This is a genomic window from Prauserella sp. PE36, assembly GCF_003311655.1.
In the GTDB taxonomy this organism is placed as follows: Bacteria; Actinomycetota; Actinomycetes; order Mycobacteriales; family Pseudonocardiaceae; genus Prauserella_A; species Prauserella_A endophytica.
Map to the genome: position 1 here is coordinate 127,962 of NZ_QEQT01000111.1, position 19,578 is coordinate 147,539.

At 71.2% G+C, this 19,578-nt stretch carries 21 protein-coding genes; 11 read left to right on the forward strand and 10 right to left on the reverse strand.

Annotated features, from left to right (window positions below; translation table 11 throughout):
- The first annotated feature begins 12 nt into the window (after nt 1-12).
- Nucleotides 13-630: an HAD family hydrolase gene (locus DI005_RS37310; protein ID WP_255565789.1), complete on the forward strand. Its 618-nt coding sequence runs from the start codon at nt 13-15 to the stop codon at nt 628-630.
- Here the strand turns inward: DI005_RS37310 and DI005_RS37315 are convergent.
- Nucleotides 627-848 (reverse strand): hypothetical protein, encoded by a 222-nt coding sequence (locus DI005_RS37315; protein ID WP_112264462.1) that lies wholly within the window; start codon nt 846-848, stop codon nt 627-629. The two genes, DI005_RS37310 and DI005_RS37315, sit on opposite strands and share 4 nt — an antisense overlap.
- Before the next feature lie 162 nt (nt 849-1,010).
- Here DI005_RS37315 and DI005_RS37320 point away from each other — a divergent pair, with 162 nt between their 5' ends.
- Entirely contained in the window at nt 1,011-1,397 is a 387-nt protein-coding gene (locus DI005_RS37320; RefSeq protein ID WP_110343278.1) for a cold-shock protein, read from the forward strand.
- 109 nt (nt 1,398-1,506) lie between these two features.
- On the opposite strand, the gene DI005_RS37325 is transcribed toward DI005_RS37320, so the two are convergent.
- Genes DI005_RS37325 through DI005_RS37335 form a run of 3 tightly spaced genes read right to left on the reverse strand, consistent with a single transcriptional unit; the run spans nt 1,507 to nt 4,648 of the window.
- On the reverse strand, nt 1,507-2,010 hold the full coding sequence (locus tag DI005_RS37325) for a DUF2771 family protein (RefSeq protein WP_113645138.1): 504 nt from the start codon (nt 2,008-2,010) through the stop codon (nt 1,507-1,509).
- 10 nt (nt 2,011-2,020) lie between these two features.
- On the reverse strand, nt 2,021-3,829 hold the full coding sequence (locus DI005_RS37330) for an MFS transporter (RefSeq protein WP_112264458.1): 1,809 nt from the start codon (nt 3,827-3,829) through the stop codon (nt 2,021-2,023).
- 42 nt (nt 3,830-3,871) lie between these two features.
- Complete coding sequence (locus DI005_RS37335; protein ID WP_113645139.1) at nt 3,872-4,648, reverse strand: glutaminyl-peptide cyclotransferase; 777 nt, start codon at nt 4,646-4,648, stop codon at nt 3,872-3,874.
- Nucleotides 4,649-4,712: 64 nt separating this feature from the next.
- On the opposite strand from DI005_RS37335, the gene DI005_RS37340 reads away from it, so the two are divergent.
- A complete protein-coding gene (locus DI005_RS37340; protein ID WP_112264454.1) occupies nt 4,713-5,495 on the forward strand; it encodes a DUF3027 domain-containing protein in 783 nt (260 codons plus the stop codon).
- On the forward strand, nt 5,473-8,307 hold the full coding sequence (locus DI005_RS37345) for a sacsin N-terminal ATP-binding-like domain-containing protein (protein WP_113645140.1): 2,835 nt from the start codon (nt 5,473-5,475) through the stop codon (nt 8,305-8,307). Before DI005_RS37340 ends, DI005_RS37345 begins: the two co-directional genes overlap by 23 nt.
- 61 nt (nt 8,308-8,368) lie before the next feature.
- Here the strand turns inward: DI005_RS37345 and DI005_RS37350 are convergent, their stop codons facing one another.
- Nucleotides 8,369-8,641 carry a DUF2530 domain-containing protein gene (locus DI005_RS37350; protein WP_228714078.1) on the reverse strand — a complete coding sequence of 91 codons (273 nt, stop codon included), beginning with the start codon at nt 8,639-8,641 and terminating at the stop codon, nt 8,369-8,371.
- A gap of 44 nt (nt 8,642-8,685) precedes the next feature.
- Between DI005_RS37350 and DI005_RS37355 the strand changes: the two genes are divergently transcribed.
- Nucleotides 8,686-10,140, forward strand: a complete 1,455-nt coding sequence (locus DI005_RS37355) for an NCS2 family permease (protein ID WP_112264450.1) — start codon at nt 8,686-8,688, stop codon at nt 10,138-10,140.
- A 146-nt stretch (nt 10,141-10,286) separates the two neighbouring features.
- On the opposite strand, the gene DI005_RS37360 is transcribed toward DI005_RS37355, so the two are convergent.
- Entirely contained in the window at nt 10,287-10,991 is a 705-nt protein-coding gene (locus tag DI005_RS37360; RefSeq protein WP_113645141.1) for a helix-turn-helix transcriptional regulator, read from the reverse strand.
- A 66-nt stretch (nt 10,992-11,057) separates the two neighbouring features.
- Here DI005_RS37360 and DI005_RS37365 point away from each other — a divergent pair, with 66 nt between their 5' ends.
- The 3 genes from DI005_RS37365 (at nt 11,058) to DI005_RS37375 (ending at nt 13,695) form a co-directional block, all read left to right on the forward strand.
- Nucleotides 11,058-11,840 carry an isocitrate lyase/phosphoenolpyruvate mutase family protein gene (locus DI005_RS37365; RefSeq protein WP_113645142.1) on the forward strand — a complete coding sequence of 261 codons (783 nt, stop codon included), beginning with the start codon at nt 11,058-11,060 and terminating at the stop codon, nt 11,838-11,840.
- Nucleotides 11,841-11,901: 61 nt separating this feature from the next.
- A complete protein-coding gene (locus tag DI005_RS37370) occupies nt 11,902-12,336 on the forward strand; it encodes a MarR family winged helix-turn-helix transcriptional regulator (protein ID WP_113645143.1) in 435 nt (144 codons plus the stop codon).
- A gap of 36 nt (nt 12,337-12,372) precedes the next feature.
- Nucleotides 12,373-13,695 carry an MFS transporter gene (locus DI005_RS37375; RefSeq protein WP_233520450.1) on the forward strand — a complete coding sequence of 441 codons (1,323 nt, stop codon included), beginning with the start codon at nt 12,373-12,375 and terminating at the stop codon, nt 13,693-13,695.
- A gap of 195 nt (nt 13,696-13,890) precedes the next feature.
- Here the strand turns inward: DI005_RS37375 and DI005_RS37380 are convergent, their stop codons facing one another.
- The 4 genes from DI005_RS37380 to DI005_RS37395 form a co-directional block, all read right to left on the reverse strand.
- A complete protein-coding gene (locus DI005_RS37380; RefSeq protein WP_112264441.1) occupies nt 13,891-14,514 on the reverse strand; it encodes a superoxide dismutase in 624 nt (207 codons plus the stop codon).
- 141 nt (nt 14,515-14,655) lie between these two features.
- The gene (locus DI005_RS37385; protein ID WP_112264439.1) at nt 14,656-15,309 is read right to left on the reverse strand and encodes a heme oxygenase (biliverdin-producing); all 654 of its coding nucleotides are present in this window, start codon (nt 15,307-15,309) and stop codon (nt 14,656-14,658) included.
- A gap of 66 nt (nt 15,310-15,375) precedes the next feature.
- A complete protein-coding gene (locus DI005_RS37390) occupies nt 15,376-15,987 on the reverse strand; it encodes a TetR/AcrR family transcriptional regulator (RefSeq protein WP_112264437.1) in 612 nt (203 codons plus the stop codon).
- Nucleotides 15,988-16,008: 21 nt separating this feature from the next.
- Complete coding sequence (locus DI005_RS37395; protein WP_112264435.1) at nt 16,009-17,505, reverse strand: glutamate-cysteine ligase family protein; 1,497 nt, start codon at nt 17,503-17,505, stop codon at nt 16,009-16,011.
- Nucleotides 17,506-17,729: 224 nt separating this feature from the next.
- Here DI005_RS37395 and DI005_RS37400 point away from each other — a divergent pair, with 224 nt between their 5' ends.
- The 3 genes from DI005_RS37400 to DI005_RS37410 are packed head-to-tail and all read left to right on the forward strand — an operon-like array spanning nt 17,730 to nt 19,540.
- Nucleotides 17,730-18,539, forward strand: coding sequence for an RNA methyltransferase (locus tag DI005_RS37400; RefSeq protein WP_112264433.1), 810 nt, complete (start codon nt 17,730-17,732; stop codon nt 18,537-18,539).
- A 19-nt stretch (nt 18,540-18,558) separates the two neighbouring features.
- Nucleotides 18,559-19,167: a DUF2537 domain-containing protein gene (locus tag DI005_RS37405; RefSeq protein ID WP_112264707.1), complete on the forward strand. Its 609-nt coding sequence runs from the start codon at nt 18,559-18,561 to the stop codon at nt 19,165-19,167.
- A gap of 16 nt (nt 19,168-19,183) precedes the next feature.
- On the forward strand, nt 19,184-19,540 hold the full coding sequence (locus DI005_RS37410; protein WP_113645145.1) for an MmcQ/YjbR family DNA-binding protein: 357 nt from the start codon (nt 19,184-19,186) through the stop codon (nt 19,538-19,540).
- Nucleotides 19,541-19,578 lie beyond the last annotated feature (38 nt).

A 19,578-nucleotide genomic window follows, 5' to 3' on the forward strand; every position in this document is an offset into this window, starting at 1 on the left:
TACGGTGAGCTGGTGGGGATACGTGTGGGGTGTGTCGGTTTCGACCTGGACATGACGTTGATCGACCCTCGGTCGGGCATGATCGCGGCCATGGGCGAGCTCGCCGAGGAGAGCGGTTACCCGCTCGACGGCGAGTACTTCGCGGCCAACCTGGGTCCGCCGCTCGACCACGTGCTACGCGGGTTCGAGACCCCGGAGGAGCGCATTCCAGAGCTCGTCTCCCGGTTCCGCGAGATCTACCCGGACGTGGTGGTCCCACGCACGGTCGCGCTGCCCGGCGCCGCCGAGTCGCTGGAAGCCGTGCACCGGCTCGGCGGCACGACGCTGGTCGTGACGGGCAAGTACGAGCCCAACGCGGCACTGCACGTGAAGGCGCTCGCGTTCGATGTCGACGCGCTCGAGGGCGACCTGTGGGCGACCGGCAAGGCGGTGGCGCTCACCGAACACGGCGCGGTGGCCTACGTCGGCGACTACACCGGGGACATGGAGGGCGCGAAGGCCGCGGGGGCGCTCGCCGTCGGCGTCGTCACGGGACCGTGCACGCGTGAGCAACTGCTGGCGGCAGGCGCGGACGTGGTGCTCGGCTCGCTCGCCGAGTTCCCGGACTGGCTGGCGGCGAACAGCGACTAACGCTGGCGGTGTTCGCGGACCAGCGCGATGAGGCCCAGGCCGAGACCGAGCGGCGTGATCACGCCCGCGGCCGCCGACAGCCACACGGGCAGGTCCTCGAGCCCGGCGGCGAAGAGTACGAACACGACGATCACGGCCAGCATGCCGAGGGCGAACAGCGCGATGCCGAGCCTCATCAACCAGGACTTACGGGCGGTGTCGCGGACGGCGGTCTCCATGTCGCCATCTTAGAGCGCGTTATGTCCTTCTCCGTACGGTGTGTGGCGAGATAGGCTTGGTGGATACGCGTCCTGGGTACGCACCTGGGGCGCGTTCGTCGTGCGGGGCCGGCCACTGCGGCCGGGCGCGTTGCAGGAGTAGCGAAGGAACGGGTGAGGGCAGTGCCGACCGGCAAGGTCAAGTGGTACGACGCGGACAAGGGGTTCGGCTTCGTCACGCAGGATGGCGGAGAGGACGTCTACATTCGGAAGTCCGCGCTACCGCAGGGGGTGGAGGCCCTCAAGGCCGGGCAGCGGCTGGAGTTCGGCGTCGCCGACGGCAGGCGCGGGCCCCAGGCACTTTCCGTCCGGCTGCTCGACCCGCCGCCCTCGGTGGCCGAGGCGCGCAGGCGCCCCGCCGAGGAGTTGCACGGCCTGATCGAGGACATGATCAAGCTGCTGGAGATGCGGGTTCAGCCGGACCTGCGCCGTGGCCGTTACCCGGACCGCAAGAACATCAAGCGGATCGCCGAGGTCATGCGCGCCGTCGCCAGGGACCTCGACCCCTAACCCGCTCAGCCCTCAGCTGTCCCAAGCCGCAGTGAAGGCCACCATGCCTGCGTTCAACGCAGGCATGGTGGCCTTCACTGCGGGCTTCGGGCTCAGCGGGTCAACGGGGTCAGGCCGGGTCGATCTTCAGCGACCACACGCCGCGAGCGAGCAGCTGGGGATTGCCGTTCTCGTCGAGGATCGGGTTGCCCTGCTGATCGGCGGCGTACACGCCACCGAGCTGCTGGATCTCCACCGTCAGCAGCTGGTCGGTCGGGTTCTCCGGCGTGACCGTGACGGCCTGCTGGGGATCGTCGCGGTCGGTGAACGTGCGCGGGGGCAGCAACTTCACGGCGCCGGACGCGTCGCGGTACTCCGCGTACAGCGTCCACACGGTGCTCGTGACCTCCGAGGGCAGCGACACCTGGACGGACTTGCCTGGCCGCACCTTCAGCGACACGCGCTCACCTGCGGGCTCGCATTCCTTCAACATGCCGTCGCAGTACTGGTCCATCGGCTCGGCTGCCACCGACTCGCCGTCGGCGTAGAAGGTGACCTCCGGGAAATGGGTGCCGGAGCAGCCGGCCAGAACCACCGCCGCGGCACCGAGGACCGCCACTACCGCACGTCGCATGGCCCGAAGATTACGGTCCCCGCCTGGCACCGGCGGGATCGGGGCGCAGTGGCCGGTCCCCGCCGAGGCCGGGGACGAGCGAGGAACCCTTGCGCACGAGGTAGGTCTGCGTGAGCCCGAGCGCGAGCAGGACCGACACCACCAGGAAGCCGATCCAGTACGTCGGCGGCAGCAGCAGACCAACCGCGCCGCCGAACACCCACGCCAGCTGCAGCACCGTCTCGGAACGGCCGAACGCCGACGCGCGGGACTCCTCGGGCAGGTCGTCCTGGATCACGGCGTCGAGGCTGTTCTTGGCGAGCGCGCTCGCGGTGGCGCCGACGAGACCCACCACGGCCGCGGTCGCGAGCCCGGCCAGCAGTGCCGCGAGGATCGTCGACGCGAGCGTCGCCGCGACGCAGCCGAGCACCACCTGGTCGGACTTGCCGAAGTGCATGCGCGAGCCCAGCGCGTTGCCGAGGAAGCCGCCCGCACCGGCCGCGGCGCCGATGATGCCGAGCAGCAGCAGCTGCATGAAGGGGCTGTAGTTGCCCTCCTCGGTCTGCGCCTTCACCGCGAACGCGGCGAACATCATCAGGAAGCCGGTGAGCACGCGGATGGTCCCGTTGCCCCACAACGCGACCACGATGTGCCTGCCCATCGGCTGGCGTTTCTTCTGCACCGGCATGCGCTGGCTGAGGGACGCGGGCACCTCGCCCTCGGTGACCTCGACCCACGACGGGATCCGCATCGCCTGCGCCGCGCCGGCCACGCAGATGGCGGCCGTGAACCAGAGCGCGCCCGCCGAGCCGATGACGGAGTTGATGCCGGCGGCCACGGCGCCGAACGCGCCGCCGGCTGCGAGCCCGAACACGGCGAGCCGCGCATTGGTCTTCGACAGTGTGATCTCGGGCGGCAGCACGCGTGGCGTCACGGCAGCCTTGAGCACCATGAACGACTTCGAGAGCACCATCTTCCCGAGCGCGGCGGGGTAGAGCACCCACGAGTCGAAGTTCAGCGCCATCAGCACGCACATGAGCGCCTGACCCGCCGACGCCACGCACATCGCGAGCCTGCGGCCCCGCTGGATCTTGTCGAGCGCCGGGCCGATCACGGGAGCGACGAGCGCGAACGGCGCGATGGTGATCAGCAGGTACAGCGCGACCTTGCCGCGGCTCTCGCCGCTGCTGGCCGCGAAGAAGAGCGTGTTCGCCAGCGCGACGGCCATGGCGGCGTCGCTGGCGTAGTTGAGCATCACCGCGTAGGTCAGCGACGTGAGCCCTGACTTCTCCGCGCCGTCGGCCTTGGTGGCCCTTCGGAAGGCGTCGACGGCCTGGCCCGAGAGCTGCCGGCTGCGCAACGCGGCGACGCGCGTGACGGTGAGCTTCTTCGGCAGCTTCGGCAGGCTGTTGTCGGCGCCGTCGAAGCGGTGCTCGGCGCGGGTCTTGTCGTCGTCCGCCTGCCTGCCCGGGTCGTCGCTGTCCCTCGGCTGGCCGGGCGCGTAGCCGCCGGTGTCGTAGCGCTCGTAGTTCCGAGGGGGCTGCGGCGGGGGTGGCGGCTGGTTCCACGGCCTCGGCGGAGGCGGCGGGTACGGGCGGGCGCCCCGGTGTGGTCCCGGCGGCGGCTGGTGGGGTGGCGGCTGCGACTGCGACGAAGCGGGCGGGGTCTGCACCGGCACGGCCCCGGTCGGGGCGTCGTCGGCGGTCGGCTGCGGAGCGGGCTCGGGGCGGTAGGCCCTGGTCGGCCTCGGCGGCGGGTTGACGCGGGTGCGCTCAGCAGGCGGCTGGTTCGCCCCCGGTTCGGGCGTCCATTTCCGCTTGCCCCTCCTGCTCGAACGCATGTACCCAATCCTGCCGTACTCAGGGCGTCCCGCGCTGCGCGATCAGGACACCGGGACGAGATTCACCCTGAACATCTTGGGCCACAGCTTCCCAGTGATCAGGAACTGGTCCGTCCCCGGATACGCGGCGATGCCGTTGAGCACGTCGGCGCCCTCCTCCTCGCCGGGCTCGAGCAGCCCGGAGGCGTCGATCCGGGCGGTCACGGCGCCGGTGCTGGAGTCGATCCGCACGATCTCGTCGGTCTGCCAGACGTTGGCGTAGACGGCGTCGCCGACGCATTCCAGCTCGTTGAGGTCCTCGATCCGACGGCCCGCGTCGGCGACCGTCACCGAGCCCGTCTCGGCGAAGGTCCGGGGGTCGCGGAACGTCAGCGTGGACGTGCCGTCGCTCATGACGAGCCGGTCGTGGTCCGGCTGGTGGCAGATTCCCCAGCCCTCGCCGGAGTACTCGACGCGGCGCCGCTCGGCGAGCGTCTGCGCGTCGCGCTCGATGGCGACGCCGTTCTGCCAGGTCAGCTGCCAGATCGTGGTGTCGACCACGGTGATGCCCTCGCCGAAGAGCGGCTCGGGCAGCGCGACCTGCCGCGTCGGCTCTCCACCGGCCGGGCCCGCGCGCAGCGACGAGCGGCCGACGAGGCCGGTGCCCTCGTAGAGGGTGTCGCCCGCGAACTCGAGGCCCTGGGTGAACGCCTGGGGGTCGTGGGGCAGTTCCTCGACCACCTCGACCCGCAGCCGTTCGGCGGAGCCAGGGCCGGGAGCGGGGTCCTCAGCGGCGGCTCCGCAGGCTCCGACGGCCCCCACGACGGCGACGACAATCATGACGCGCTTCACGTCACCAGCCTGACACGAACGCGCTGGGTTACGTGCTGCACAATTGGTGCTTATGACCCTGCTGCTCACCCTCGACGACGGCGCGATTCGCCAGAAGCTGGTCGATGCGGTCGAGCTGGCGCGTGAGGCCGCCGTGCTCGACGCGGGAGCGGAGCACGTTGGCGAGCACGTCGCCGTCGAGCACGAGGACGCCGTGTCGGCGACCCACCTGTTCGACTCCAAGCTCGCCGGATACCGGGGCTGGCACTGGTCGGTGACCGTGGCCACGGCCGGGGTCGACGAGCCCGTGACGGTCAGCGAGGTCGTGCTGCGGCCGGGGCCGGACGCGCTGGTGGCCCCCCGGTGGGTGCCGTGGGAGCACCGCGTGCGTCCCGGTGACCTCGGGGTCGGCGACATCTTCCCGACCGACGCCGACGACCTCCGGCTCGCGCCCGCCTACCTCGACTCCGACGACCCCGAGGTGGAGGAGACGGCCCACGAGCTGGGTCTCGGCCGGGTGCGGGTGCTCTCGCGCTACGGCCGCGAGGAGGCCGCGACCAGGTGGCACCGAAGTGAGTTCGGGCCCCGCTCGGACATGGCGCGCAGCGCCCCCGACGTGTGCGGCACGTGCGGCTTCTACCTCCAGCTCGGCGGCTCGCTGCGCGCGGCCTTCGGAGTGTGCGGCAACGAGATCTCGCCAGCCGACGGGCACGTGGTGCACACCGAGTACGGCTGCGGCGCGCACTCCGAGGTCGAGGTGGAGGTGACGTCGTCGGTGCCGGTCGCCGAACTCGTCTACGACGACTCGCTGCTCGACATGGAACCGGCGGCCGGTGAGCAGCCCGCCGAGTCCTGACCCCTTCGCGACGGGTGCGCTCCGCTCGTCGGTCCTGCGGGCCTGGCGGGATTCGCCGACCCGGTTCACCGAGGACACCAACGCCGAGCGTGACCTGAGGGCGGGCGGCTACCGCGACCGCCTCTTCGTCGAGCTGGCCCAGAACGCCGCCGACGCGGCAGCGGCTTCCGGCGAGCCCGGGCGGATCCGGGTCTCCGTTGTGGACGGTGAGCTGCGCGTCGCGAACACCGGGGCTCCGCTGGACGCCGAGGGTGTGGCCGCGCTCGCTTCGCTGCGGGCGTCGGGCAAGCGCGAGGGCGCGGTCGGCCGGTTCGGTGTCGGGTTCGCCGCGGTGCTCGCGGTGACGTCGGCGCCGCGCGTGGTGTCCCGCACCGGCGGGGTCGCGTTCTCCGAGGACCGCACGCGCGCGGAGTCCGGACGGGACGGGGCCGTGCCGATCCTGCGGCTGCCGTGGCCGGTGCCCGCCGGCGAACCACCCGTGCCCGAGGGCTTCGACACCGAGGTGCGCCTGCCGCTGCGCACGGGCACCCAAGGGCACACCGAGGTGCTCGACCGCATCCGTACCGAGGTGCCGGATCTGCTGCTGGCGCTGCCGTGGCTCGCGGAGATCGACGTCGACGGCGAGGTCTGGCGGCGTTCGGCCGATGGCGACGTCGTGGAGCTGACCGCACCGGACGGGCAGGGCACGCGCTGGCTCACGCATTCCGGCGAGGCCTGCGTGTGGGCGGTCCCGGTGGACGCCGACGGGGTGCCGCGGCCGGTCGAGCAGGACGTGCTCCACACGCCGACGCCCACCGACGAGCGGCTCTCGCTGCCCGCCCGCCTGCTGGCCTCGGTGCCGGTGGAGCCCTCGCGCCGCCGGGTGCTCGCCGGTACCTCCACTCGTGACGCGCTCGCCGCGGCGGCACGGGCTTACCCGGGACTCGTCCGGAGCGTGGCGCCCCGGCACCGGCTCGCCCTCGTGCCCAGAGCCGGGTTTCCGATGTCCGAAGTGGACACCGAGCTGCGCGAGCTGGTGACGCGTCGGCTCACAGAGGACTCGTGGATACCCGCCGCCTCGGGCGCCGAGCTGCCCGGCGAGCGGGCGCGCGTGCTCGGCGCCGACGAGCCCCGACTGACCGAGCTGCTGGCCGACGTGCTGCCCGGCCTCGTCGCCGCCCCGTTGTGCGGGCCCGAGATCGCGAAGGTCCTCGCGAGCGTGGGCGCGAGCACCGTGGGCGTCGCCGAACTGGTCGAGGCGGTCACCGGCATCACGCGCGAACCTTCGTGGTGGCACGCGCTCTACGCCGTGCTGTTCGACGCCGTCGAGCGGCACGCGATCGCACCCCACGAGCTGGGCGCGCTGCCCGTGCCGCTCGCCGACGGCCGCACGGTGCCGGGGCCGAGGGGCTCGCTGCTGGTGGACGACCCCGAACCGGTCGGTGACGCCCACATCGTCGGGCTGCACATCGTCCATCCCGACGCCGTGCACCCGCTGCTGCGGCGGCTCGGCGCCACGCTCGCCGGGCCCGGAGACCTGCTGGCCGCGCCCGCGCTGGGGGAGGCCGTGGAGCGCAGCGTCGAGGACGCGCTGTCCGGAGTGGACGTTCTGCCGCTCGTGGAGACCGTGCTGCGCCTGGCTGGCGGGACCTCCGGTGAGGACCTCGGCGCGCTCGCGCTGCCTGCGCGCGATGGCTGGCGGCGGGCCGACGAGCTCGTCCTCCCGGAGTCCCCGTTGCTGGACGTGCTCGATCCCGAGGCGCTCGGCGAGGAGGCGCCGCTCGACGTGCTGGACGCCGGGTTCGCGCGGCGCTGGCCGGACGACGTGCTGACGGGCGTGGGCGTGCTCGACACGTTCGTGGTCGTCGACGACGAGGAGCCCTCGGGACCCGACCACGACCTGCCGGACGAGGACGAGTGGTGGGACTCCCGCGAGACGCCGCCCGCGCGCGTGCTCGCCGTGCGCGACCTCGACCTGGTCGCCGACGACGCCTGGCCCGCCACCGTGCGGCTCCTCGCGGCGCGACCGGAGACGTGGCGTGCGCTGAGCGAACCCGAAGGGCACACGCGCTGGTGGCTCGCGCGCGCGGCGTTGCTCGAAGACCGCGCGCCCGGCGAGTGGCGGCTGCCGGAGGCCGAGCACCTGGCGGGGCTCTACGAGCCGGTGCCCGACGTCGGACTGCCGACCCACCTGCTGGAGGCGCTCGGCGTGCGCCGCGACCTGACGCCGAGGGCAGCCGAGGACGCGGAGGACCTGTGCGCGCGGCTGGCCGACCCCGACCGCGTGCTGCCGCCGGGGCTCGTGCTCAGGGCGCACGCGGCGCTGGCCGGCCTGCCGCCGGAGTACGCCGAGGAGGTCGACCCGCCCGCGCGCGTTCGCGCGCTCGACGGCTCCGTCGCCGACGCGGCGGACGCGGCGGTGCTGGACGCGCCGTGGCTGGCGGCGGCGTGGCAGGCGAACCGGCTCGTCGCGCTGCCCGGTTACGCCGACGCCCCGGCGCTGGCCGAGCTGTTCGACCTGCCGCTCGCCGGTGACGTCACGACGGCCGAGGTGACGAGCGAGGGCGAGCTCGCCGCGTGGCGGGACCTGCCCGCGATCGGCGAGGTCGCCGACCTGCTCGGTGTCGAGCTGCCGGACGGCGGTGTCGTCGTGCACGAGAAGCTGACCGTGGGCGCGGGCGCGGTGCCGTGGTGGTTCGACGGCGCCCTGCACGCGGCCGACACCTCGGAGGGACTGGCGAGGGCGTTCGCCTGGGCCGCGGACCGCTGGGCCGAGCGGCTCACGATCGAGGCCTTGCTGGACGACCCCGACCCGCGCACCCTGCTCACCTAGCCGCAGTGAAGGCCACCTTCACTGCGTTCAACGCAGTGAAGGTGGCCTTCACTGCGGGTGGTCAGAGGACGCGCTGGGCTCCACGGGAGCCGCGGCGGGAGGCCGCCGACTGCCAGGCGATGATGACGAAACCGACGCAGCCGAGGCCAGCGCCCGCCAGCGTGGTCCACAGCCAGTCACCGTCGACGCCGGCGATCAGCATCGCCGCGAACGCGATGAGCCAGATCACTGTCCCTGTGATCACCGGCGCCCATAGACCCACCAGCACCTTCGGCAGGTCCGGCGGCGGGCGAAACTGACCTGTAACACCCGGGGAGTTGCTGGCTTCGTCCACGTGGGACAGGCTACCGCTGCCGGTACGACTGAAGGCAGGTGACGATGGCACGGACGAGCACCGAGAAGCCGACGACGAAGCCGCTCGACCGCTTCTTCAAGATCAGTGAGCGCGGCTCTACGGTCGGCAGAGAGGTGCGCGGCGGACTGGTCACGTTCGTGACCATGGCCTACATCATCGTGCTCAACCCGCTCATCCTCGGCAGCTTCAGCGCCGAGGGGCCGGGCGCGAAGACGGACTCGACGGGGGCCATCCTCGGTGTCCCGCAGGTCGCGGCCGTCACGGCGCTCGTCGCAGGGGTGCTGACGATCCTCATGGGCGTCGTCGCGAACTTCCCGTTCGCGCTGGCGGCGGGGCTCGGCATCAACGCGCTCGTGGCGTACACGATCGCGCCACAGATGACCTGGGCCGCCGCGATGGGGCTCGTGCTCGTCAACGGACTCGTCGTGCTGCTGCTCGTGATCACCGGCGTGCGCAAGATGGTGTTCAACGCGGTGCCGCCGCAGCTCAAGGTCGGCATCGCCGTCGGAATCGGCCTGTTCATCGCGCTGATCGGCCTCGTGGACGCCGGGTTCGTCACGCCAGGCTCTGGCACGCCGGTGCAGCTCGGCATCAACGGGTCCATCGCGTCGTGGCCCACGGCCGTCTTCGTGGTGACGCTCGTGGTCATGGCGATCCTGGTGGCGCGCAACATCAAGGGCGCGATCCTGCTGGGCGTGCTGTTCGGCACGGTGCTGGCGATCGTCGTCGAGGCGATCGTGAACGCGGGACCCTCGAACGGTGAGGTCGCCACGGGCTGGAACCTCGGCTACCCGGCGCTGCCCGGCGAGGTCTTCGGCATCCCTGACCTCTCGCTGCTCGGCGAGGTGAACTTCGACGCCTGGGTGCAGGTCCCGGCGATCACCGCCGCGCTGCTGGTGTTCAGCCTGGTGCTCACCGACTTCTTCGACACGATCGGCACCATGACCGGGCTCGGCCGCGAGGCCGGGCTCGCCGACAAGGACGGCCAGCTGCCCAACGTCGGCAAGGGCCTGTTCGTCGACTCGCTCGGCGCCGTCGCCGGTGGGGCGGCCTCGGCGAGCTCGAACACCGTCTACGTCGAGTCGGCCGCCGGTATCGCAGAGGGGGCCCGCACGGGCCTGGCGAACGTGGTGACCGGCCTGCTGTTCATCGCCGCGATGTTCTTCACGCCGCTCTACGAGGTGGTGCCCATCGAGGCGGCGGCGCCCGCGCTCGTGGTTGTCGGTGCGCTGATGATCAGGCAGATCACCGAGATCGACTTCCGGGACTTCACCGTCGCGCTGCCCGCCTTCCTGACGATCGTGGTCATGCCGTTCACGTACTCGATCGCCAACGGCATCGGCGCCGGGTTCGTGAGCTACGTGGTACTCCAGGCCGCGACGGGCCGGGCACGCACGGTCCACCCGCTGATGTGGATCGTCTCGGTCGCGTTCGTCGTCTACTTCGCGATCGGCCCGATCCAGGCCGCGCTCAGCTGAGGCCGTTGCCCAACTGCAGTGAAGGCCACCATGCCTGCGCCCAACTGCAGTGAAGGCCACCATGCCTGCGCCCGCCCGTCTCCCGCCGCCGCCCAAACGGAGACGCTGCGCGCCGCTGTGTTGGTTCAACGCAGTGAAGGTGGCCTTCACTGCAGTTGGGTGAGGTCCAGGTCCAGCAGGGTTCGCAGGGCTTCGGTGCCGGCCGGGGTGACGGTCACCGCGCGGTGGGTGCCGATGCGCTTGATCCAGCCCGTGGCCAGCAGGCGGTCGCAGATCTGGGCGCCCGCGAGGCCGGCCAGGTGCGAGCGGCGCTCGGTCCAGTCGAGGCACGCCTTCGCGAGCGGTCTGCGGCTGCTCCGCAGGTCCTCGGGCGAGATGCCGAGCGGGCCGGTCAGCCAGTCCACGCCGTCGCTGGTCAGTGCGAACCCGGCCGTCGTGTCGAGCAGGCCACGCGCGGCGAGCGCGTCGGTGATCGCCACGCCCAGCCTGCCCGCGAGGTGGTCGTAGCACGTTCGGCCCCGCGCGAGCGCGGCCGAAACCCGCGACGTGCGCAGCGACGCCGGGTGCTCGGGCGCAGGTTCGAGGTGTGCGACGAGCCCTTCGAGCAGCTCGGCGACCCTCGGGCCAGCGAGCTGGACGTAGCGGTGCCTGCCCTGCCTGCGCTCGACGAGCAGCCCTCCTCCGACCAGCTTGCCGAGGTGCTCGCTCGCCGTGGACGGGCTGACGCCCGCGAGCGTGGCCAGCTCACCGGCCGTCCACGCGCGCCCGTCGAGCAGCGCGAGGCAGAACCGGGCGCGCGTGTCGTCGCCGAGCAGCCGGGCCAGCGCGGCGAGTTCGGACGGGCGGGCCATGGCCACGATTCTCCGCCGCCGACGGTTCGGCCCACACCGAAGAGTCGCGCTCCTACCGTGAATGCCATGAGCACCGCCGACTTCGCCGCCTTTCACGACCTGCACCACGGCGCTGAGCCGCTGTTGCTGCCCAACGCCTGGGACCACGCCGGCGCCGCCGCGCTGGTCGCGGCGGGTTTCCCCGCGATCGGCACGACGAGCCTCGGCGTCGCCGCCGCGCACGGTCTACCCGACGGCGAGGGCCGCACCCGCGAGCAGACCGTGGCACTGGCGCGGCGGCTGACGCAGCTGCCGTGCCTGCTCACGGTGGACGTCGAGGGCGGGTTCAGCGGCGACGCCGGCGAGGTCTCCGAGCTGGCTCTGGAGCTGGCCGAAGCGGGCGTCGTGGGCGTCAACATCGAGGACGGGCGGGGTGAGGGCACACTCGCCGATCCGGGCGCGCAGGCCGGGTTGATCACGGCGATCAAGGACCGGGTGCCCGGGCTGTTCGTCAACGCCCGTGTGGACACCTACTGGCTCGGTGTCGACACCGGTTCGCTCGCGCCCACGCTCGACCGCGCGCGGCGGTACGCCGACGCCGGGGCCGACGGGATCTTCGTGCCGGGGAGGCTGCCGGACATCGCGGCCGTGGCCGAGGGCGTCGACCTGCCGCTCAACGTGCTCTACCTGCCCGGCGGCCCTTCGGTGGCGGAGCTGGGCCAGCTGGGGGTGCGGCGCGTCAGCACCGGCTCGCTGCTGTTCCGCACGGCGCTGGGGGCCACGGTCGACACCGCCGTGGCGATCCGCGACGGTTCCGAACCGGCCCTCGCGGCGCCCTCGTACTCCGACGTGCAGCGGCTGATCGGGTGACAGTCGTTGCCTTGCTCACCATCGACGCAGGTCCGGCCAGATCGTAAGGTATGCTAAGCATGTGTCCGACCCTGCCCAAGACCGGTCGCTGGCGAGCCACCTGCGGCTCTCGGTCGTGCGGTTGAACCGCAGGCTACGGGCACAGCGAACCAGCGAGGACCTCTCGCTGACCCAGATCTCCGCGCTGTCCACTTTGCACAAGTGCGGCGCGATGACCCCGGGTCAGCTGGCCGCGAAGGAAGGCGTGCAGCCTCCGTCGATGACGCGGGTGATCGCGGCGCTCGAAGAACTGGCCTACGTCGAGCGCACGCCGCATCCCACCGATGGCCGCCAGGCGATCGTGGCGATCACCGACAAGGGGCTCGAGTACGTGCACGCGACGATCTCCGCGCGTGAGGCCTGGCTGGACGGAAAACTGGCGGAACTGAGCGGCGAGGAGCGCGAAGTGCTCTCCAGAGCCGCCGAGATCATCGACAGGATGGCGGGCCACGGCTGACGCCCCCACCCTCGTCGCGGGAGGCGACAACACGGCGTGAGCATCACGGGTAGCGCAGCTCAGACATCTGTTCCCGAACCCGTTACGCCATCAGCCGTAGCCGCCCGACCGGACAAACCGCGCAGCGGCATGTTCGCGTCCCTGCGAGTGCGCAACTACCGGCTGTTCTTCTCCGGCCAGATCATCTCCAACGTCGGCACGTGGATGCAGCGAATCGCGCAGGACTGGCTCGTGTTCACGCTGAGCGGCTACGACCCGGTCGCGCTCGGCATCGCGGTCGCACTGCAGTTCACGCCCACGCTGCTCCTGTCGCTGTGGGCCGGGGTGCTCGCCGACCGTGTCGACAAGCGCAAGCTGCTCATCGCCATTCAGGCGGGCACGCTCGTGCAGGCCGCCGTGCTCGGCGTGCTGGTGCTCACCGACGTTGCCGTGCTGTGGCACGTGTACCTGCTGTGCTTCGTGCTCGGCATCCTCTCGGCGCTCGAGGTGCCGACGCGGCAGTCGTTCGTCGCCGAGATGGTCGGCAAGAACCAGGTCGCCAACGCCGTGGCGCTCAACTCGTCGATCTTCAACATGGCCAGGATCGTCGGGCCCGCCATCGCCGGGTTCGCGATCGTGGCTGTCGGCACCGGCTGGCTGTTCGTCGCCAACGCGGTGAGCACCCTCGCCGTGATCGCCGGGCTCGCGCTCATGAAGGCCGACCAGCTCTTCCGGGGACCGGCGGTCGAGCGCGGGAAGGGGCAGCTTCGCGAGGGCCTTCGCTACGTGCGCGGACGTTCGGATCTCATGACGGTGATGGTGCTCGTCTTCTTCGTGAGCACGTTCGGCATCACGTTCTTCACGTCACTGGCGATCGTGGCGGGCAACGTCTTCGGGACCGAGGCCGACGGTTACGGCATGCTCTCCACGCTGCTCGCGGTCGGCACCTTCACGGGCGCGCTGGCCTCGGCGCGCAGGGGCAGCAGGCGCAAGCCGAGCGTGCGGGTGCTGCTGCTGTCGGCGTTCGCGCTCGGGGCGATCGAGTTCGGGACGGCGTTCATGCCGACGTACCTGGCGTTCGGTCTCGCGCTGGTGCCGCTGGGGTTCGCGACGATCACATTCCTCAACACGGCCAACGCGCTCGTACAGACGTCGGTCAGCCCGCAGATGCGGGGCCGCGTGATGGGCCTGTACGTGCTGGTGTTGATGGGGGGCAACCCCGTCGGCGGGCCGATGACGGGCTGGATGGCCGAGACGTTCGGCGGGCGCTCGCCGTTCTACCTCGGCGGGGCGATCGCTGCGCTCGCGGTGGTGGTGTGCGCGGTGGTCCTCTACCGTGCGCGACGGACCCCCTTGCGTAGCGGGATGAGGTTAGGCTAACCTCATACATGTCCGCTTCGTGGTGGGAGCGGCAGTCAGTTCGGGAACGGGCGGGGCCCCGGGTNGGTAACACCGACCCGGGGCCCCGTTCCTGTCCGCACCTGTATACGAACTGGCCCCCAAGGCCACCTTCGGTGCACTCAATGTAACAAAGGTGGCCTTGGGGGCCGTCAGGTCCTCCGTCCCGCGAAGGGGTCAGGGGAGGAGCAGGCCGTTGCGGCCGGCCTTGGCGTCCTCGAAGCGCTTGCCGATCTCGGCCCAGTCGAAGACGTTCCACAGGGCGTTGACGTAGTCCGGCTTCACGTTCTTGTACTGCAGGTAGAACGCGTGCTCCCACACGTCAACCAGCAGGATCGGCGTGGTCGGCAGGATCAGGTTGTTGTGGTGGTCGCGCAGCTGCTGGGTGATCAGCGTCTTGCCGATCGGGTCCCACGACAGCGCGCCCCAGCCGTTGCCCTGGATCGTGGTGCAGACGGCGGTGAACTGCGCCTTGAACTTGTCAAAGGAGCCGAACGCGTCGTCGATCGCCGCGGCGAGCTCGCCGGTCGGCTTGTCGCCACCGTTCGGCGACAGGATCTTCCACCACACGACGTGGTTGGCGTGACCGGCGAGGTTGAACGCGAGCGTGGTCTCGAGGCCGACGATCGAGCCGAAGTCGTTGGCGTCCCGCGCGGCGGCGAGCTTCTCGAGGGTCTGGTTCGCGCCGTTCACGTACGTCTGGTGGTGCTTGCTGTGGTGCAGTTCGTTGATCTCACCCGAGATGTGCGGCTCGAGGGCGCCGTAGTCGTAGTCGAGATCGGGGAGCTCGTACGTGGGCATTAGCCCTCCTTCTTCCGTGCTTTCGACACAAGTCCTTCAGGTTGCAAACCTAGTAGCCAGCCGATTCGCTGGCTAACCGGGCCGCTGCCAGTTGACCTTGCTATGTCGAGCTAACTGGAGGTCAAGAGGGTGTTACGACGCTCACGCGGCCCGGTGGTCCTCGATCGTGCGGGCGAGGTCGGCCAGCACGGCGATGTTGAGCTCGAAGGCCATCAGCGTCTCGTCCACGACGCGCTGGCGCTCGGCCTCGTCCCAGGGTGCCCCGTCCAGCAGCGCGCGGTAGCGCTTGCGGAACACCGACGGGCTGCCGAGCGTGGCGAAGTCGTAGAACAGCGCGCCGGGGCCGGTGACGCCGTAGGTGCGCTTGAGCAGGGAGCCGACCACCTGGCCGCCCGCGAGGTCGCCGAGGTAGCGCGTGTAGTGGTGCGCGACGTAGCCGCCCGCCCAGTCGAACGCGACCGAGCGCAGCCTGCGCACGTACTCCTCGGTCGCGGGCACGGGCTCGATCTCGGCCCGCCAGTTCGGGCCCGCGAGGAACTCGAGGTCGGCCACCAGTGCGGGGGTGCGGCGCAGCTCGTCGATCACGAACGGCGCGCCGACTGGATCGTCGGCCATCGCGTCGGACGCCGCTTCGAGAGTCGAGTAGATGAAGTAGTACTGCGCGGCGAGCCGGGTGTAGCCCTCGAGGCTCAGCGCTCCGTCGAGCAGGGCGCCCATGTAGACCGAGCCGTGCGCGCGGTCGTGCACCTGCTTCGTGGACTCGCGCAGTGTCTGCGAGAACGCCGTCACCGTCATCACGCCCTCCTCGTTCTGACACGTTGTCAGAACGAGCGTAGGCGAAACTCCGTAGTTAGGCTACCCTTATTTCGGGCTACCGGCGGGTTTTACTCCGACCGCGCGCAGGATGAACGCCAACGCGGTGCCGATGGCGGCCTCGAGCTCCTCCGGTGGAACGTCCACCACCTGCCGCGCGCCGAGCGCCGCGGTGATCATGGGAACGACGATCGCGGGGTCCTGCTCCGGGAACACCCCGCTCGCCACGCCCTCCGCCAGGATCCCGCGCAGCTCTTCGGTGATCGGGTCGGCGTGCGCGGCGATCCGGCGGTACGACGACGGCGCGAGCGCGGACGCCAGCGTGCTGCCCGGCGGCAGGTGGTGGTCGGCGAGCGAACGCAGCTGCAGCCGGACGAACGTCGCGAGCTTCTCAACCGGGTCCGGCGCCGCGGCCACCGCCTCGCTCAGTCGCGTCACGTACTGAGCGGCCTCCTGCTCGACGAACGCGACGAGCAGGTGCTCCTTGTCGGGGAAGTGGTTGTAGATCGCCGTGCGGCCGACGCCGGCCTCCGCGGCCACGCCCGCGAGCGTGATCGCGTCGAACCCGCGCTCGTAGAGCTGGTTGCGCAGCGCGTCGAACACCCTCGTGCGGACCTGCTCGCGATGCTCGTGCAGCGAGCCACCGATGATCTTGGGCATCCGCGCACCTCCCGTGAAGGGTCAGGTTACCGGCCAGGCGTGCACGGGCTCGCCCGCTTTCGCCAGCTCGAGGTACCTCGCCAGCATGGTGGCCAGCGCCGTGTCCCGGTCCATCCCCCTGGCCTGCGCGTTCGCGACGGTCTCCCGCTGCCACGCCGCGCCCGTCCGCTTGGTGACGCAGCGACGTTCGATCACCCCGAGGTAGCGGTCGGCCGCGGCGTCCGAGACGTCCGAGTTGCGCAGCCCCTCGCGGGCGAGGGGGAGCAGGACGCGCAGCGCCAGCTCGTCGGGCGGCAGCCAGCCGTTGCCGGGCCAGTAGAGCTGCGCGTCGAAGCCGTTGCGGGCTCCCGCGTACAGGTTCTCCTCCGCCGCCTGGAACGACATCTGTGTCCACACGGGCCGCTCCTGCTCCGCCAGAGCCCGCTGCGCGCCGTAGAAGAACGCCGCGTTGGCCATCATGTCGAGCACCGTCGGGCCCGCCGGCAGCACCCGGTTCTCGACGCGCAGGTGCGGCTTGCCGTCCACGACGTCGTACACCGGCCGGTTCCACCGCCACACGGTGCCGTTGTGCAGGCGCAGCTCGGAGAGCTTCGGTGCGAGCCCCGACTCCAGCGCCTCCATCGGCTCTTCCTCGTCGGTCTCCGGCAGCAGCCCTGGGAAGTAGCGGACGTTCTCCTCGAAAAGGTCGAAAATGGACGTGATCCAGCGTTCGCCGAACCACACCCTCGGCCGCACGCCCTGGTTCTTCAGCTCCTCCGGGCGCGTGTCGGTGGCCTGGAGGAACAGCGGGATGCGCGTCTCCTGCCACAGCGCCTTGCCGAGTAGGAACGGAGAGTTCGCGCCGAGCGCCACCTGCACGCCAGCCAGGCACTGCGCGGCGTTCCAGTGCGCGGCGAACTCCTCGGGCGCCACCTGCAGGTGCAGCTGGACCGACGTGCACGCCGCCTCGGGCAGGATCGACTCGGCGTAGGTGCGCAGCCGCTCCGGCTGCTGCCCCGGCAGCCCGGTGCCCTCCAGTGAGAGCAGCGTGTGCTCGCCGCGGGCGGCGAGGATCCGGTCGTTGAGCAAGGAGTAGCGGGCGCTGTTGGTGAGCCATTTCTGGTCGAAGTGCTCGTTGCTCAGCGTCGGCAGGATGCCGATCACGGCGAGGTGCGCGCCCGTCTCCTCCGCCTTGGCGTTCGCCATGCCGAGGTAGGCGTGCAGGTCGTCCTCCAGCTGCAGCGCGGAGTCGCCGTCCAGCGGCCGCGGCGGCACGTTGAGCTCCAGGTTGTGCTGCGAGAGCTCCGTGGTGAACGACGGGTCGTCGAGTGCTTCGAGCACGGCGGCGTTCGACATCGACGGCCGCATCGCCGCGTCGACGAGGTTCAGCTCCACCTCGAGCCCGATGTGCTTGCGGGGAAAGGAGAAACTGCCGTCCGCGAGCATCCGCGCCAGGGTGTCGAGACAGCGCTGCATCTTGCGGCGGTATCGCCCCCTGTCCCGTGGGTTGAAGGAGTCCGGTGACACGTCCTTGCCCATGGCGTATCCCTTTTCAACCTCGGCCACGGCTCCCCGAAACGCCCCGGCGTTGTCCCTGCCAGGCGAAAACGTTGGCATATGAGGGGGGCCGGAGCTAGCGGCCAAACTAGTGCCGTCCGTCACCTCCTGCTAACGGAGCGCAAGCAACACCTGTTCGCACCAGAGAAGTACCCAGCATTCGGAGCACCGACGCCTCGGCGTGCGGCGGATGGGAGACTCGGCAGGTGGCGCCGTTGATCTACCTCGAGGATCCCGCCGACGGACGGCTCGACGAGTTCCGTGATCTCACGACCGCCGACCGCAGGCCCGACCGGCCCGGCGGCCGCGGTCTCGTGATCGCCGAGGGCACCGTCGTCGTCCGCAGGCTCATCGAGTCCCGGTACCGGGTGCGGGCGCTGCTCGGCGTCGAACGGCGCTTCGCCGAGCTCGCCGAGGACCTCGCGGACGTCACCGCGCCCGCGTACGTCACGTCGGCGGACACGATGGCGAACGTCGTGGGCTTCCACCTCAACCGGGGCGTGCTCGCCGTCGCCGACCGCGTGCCGCGGCCGCCGCTCGAGGAGATCCTCGCCGGGGCGCGCGTGCTCGCCGTGCTGGAGGGCGTCGGCGACCACGAGAACCTCGGCTCGCTGTTCCGCAACGCCGCCGCGCTGGGCGTCGACGGCGTGCTGCTCGGCCCCGGCTGCGCCGATCCGCTGTACCGGCGCAGCGTGCGCGTGTCGATGGGGCACGTGCTGCGGGTGCCCTTCACCGGTCTCGACGACTGGCCCGGCGCGCTCGACATCGTGCGCGACCACGGCTTCCGGGTCGCGGCGCTGACCCCGAGGCCCGACGCGGTCGAACTCACTAAACTGCCGTCGGTCGCGGGCGAGCGGGTGGCGCTCATGCTGGGCTCCGAGGGGCACGGCCTCTCGGAACAGGCGCTCGCCTCGGCCGACCTGGCCGTGCGGATCCCGATGGCGAGCGGGGTGGACTCGCTCAACATCGCCACCGCGGCGGCCGTGGCGTTCTACGAGGTGACAGGGCGGGGTTGAGGTGGCGGGGGGCGCCGAGGTGGAGCTCCGGGTACGGGGCGACCGGGCGATGCTGGCGGGTGGAGTGAACGCGCACGAGGTCGACCCGCGTTCGCTCGCGCTCGACGCCGACCTCGCCGACGCGCTGCACGAGTGGGCACGCGTGGCCTCCGCCGTGCGCAGGACGGGCAGCGGCGAGGGCGGTGACGTGGTGTCGCGCCGGGGCAGGCAGCTCGCCGGCCGTGTCGCGGAGTCGCTGGGCGTCTCGGTGAGCTACTGGGACCCGGTGACCGACCGGACGCTCGTGGTGCCCGCTCCCGAGCGCGAGCCGGTGGCCCCCCGGGCTTCCCGGCTCACACGGCTGATCGGCTCACGGCCGGGTGTCGACGAGCGGACTCCGTGGGGCACGGGCCTCATCGTGGCCGTGTTCCTCGGTGTCTTCGTGATCGTGGCGATGCTGGCGCTGGTGAGCACGCTCGCCACGGAGACGACCGAGTGGGTCGGCCTGGTGGCCGCGCTCGTGGTCAGCGCGGGCCTCGCGCCGTCGCTGTGGCTGGGGCGCAGGCTGCCGATCGTGCGCTGGGTGGTGCTCGGCGTCGCGTCCGGCGTCGCGTTGTCCTGGATCGGGGTACTGATCATCGTGTTCTGAGGGGCACAATCCGGACATGACGGATCCGTTGGAACGGCTGCGGGCCATCTGCCTGTCGCTGCCGGAGACCACGGAGCGGCTCAGCCACGGCGAGCCCACGTGGTTCGTGCGGGACCGCAAGACGTTCGTCACCTACGCCGACCACCACCACGACGACCGCGTGGCGTTCTGGTGCGCCGCGCAGCCGGGCACGCAGGAGGCGCTCGTCGCGCAGGATCCCGGCCGGTTCTTCCGGCCGCCCTACGTCGGCCACCGGGGGTGGCTCGGGGTGTGGCTGGACGTGACCGTCGACTGGGCGGAGATCGCCGAAATCGTCACCGACGCCTACCGGCAAGTTGCCCCGAAGGGGTTAGTGGCCCAGTTGGACCAATAGTGGGTTTCTCCAGGTCGGCAACGTAATATGGAACACCC

Bases quoted from the DNA above. Each gene is read 5' to 3' on its own strand.
- DI005_RS37365 (WP_113645142.1), top strand. From the start codon at position 11,058: ATGAGCACCGCCGACTTCGCCGCCTTTCACGACCTGCACCACGGCGCT.
- DI005_RS37325 (WP_113645138.1), bottom strand. From the start codon at position 2,010: ATGCGACGTGCGGTAGTGGCGGTCCTCGGTGCCGCGGCGGTGGTTCTG.
- DI005_RS37315 (WP_112264462.1), bottom strand. From the start codon at position 848: ATGGAGACCGCCGTCCGCGACACCGCCCGTAAGTCCTGGTTGATGAGG.
- DI005_RS37380 (WP_112264441.1), bottom strand. From the start codon at position 14,514: ATGCCCACGTACGAGCTCCCCGATCTCGACTACGACTACGGCGCCCTC.
- DI005_RS37330 (WP_112264458.1), bottom strand. From the start codon at position 3,829: ATGCGTTCGAGCAGGAGGGGCAAGCGGAAATGGACGCCCGAACCGGGG.
- DI005_RS37360 (WP_113645141.1), bottom strand. From the start codon at position 10,991: ATGGCCCGCCCGTCCGAACTCGCCGCGCTGGCCCGGCTGCTCGGCGAC.
- DI005_RS37390 (WP_112264437.1), bottom strand. From the start codon at position 15,987: ATGCCCAAGATCATCGGTGGCTCGCTGCACGAGCATCGCGAGCAGGTC.
- DI005_RS37335 (WP_113645139.1), bottom strand. From the start codon at position 4,648: ATGATTGTCGTCGCCGTCGTGGGGGCCGTCGGAGCCTGCGGAGCCGCC.
- DI005_RS37410 (WP_113645145.1), top strand. From the start codon at position 19,184: ATGACGGATCCGTTGGAACGGCTGCGGGCCATCTGCCTGTCGCTGCCG.
- DI005_RS37355 (WP_112264450.1), top strand. From the start codon at position 8,686: ATGGCACGGACGAGCACCGAGAAGCCGACGACGAAGCCGCTCGACCGC.
- DI005_RS37340 (WP_112264454.1), top strand. From the start codon at position 4,713: ATGACCCTGCTGCTCACCCTCGACGACGGCGCGATTCGCCAGAAGCTG.
- DI005_RS37385 (WP_112264439.1), bottom strand. From the start codon at position 15,309: ATGACGGTGACGGCGTTCTCGCAGACACTGCGCGAGTCCACGAAGCAG.
- DI005_RS37395 (WP_112264435.1), bottom strand. From the start codon at position 17,505: ATGGGCAAGGACGTGTCACCGGACTCCTTCAACCCACGGGACAGGGGG.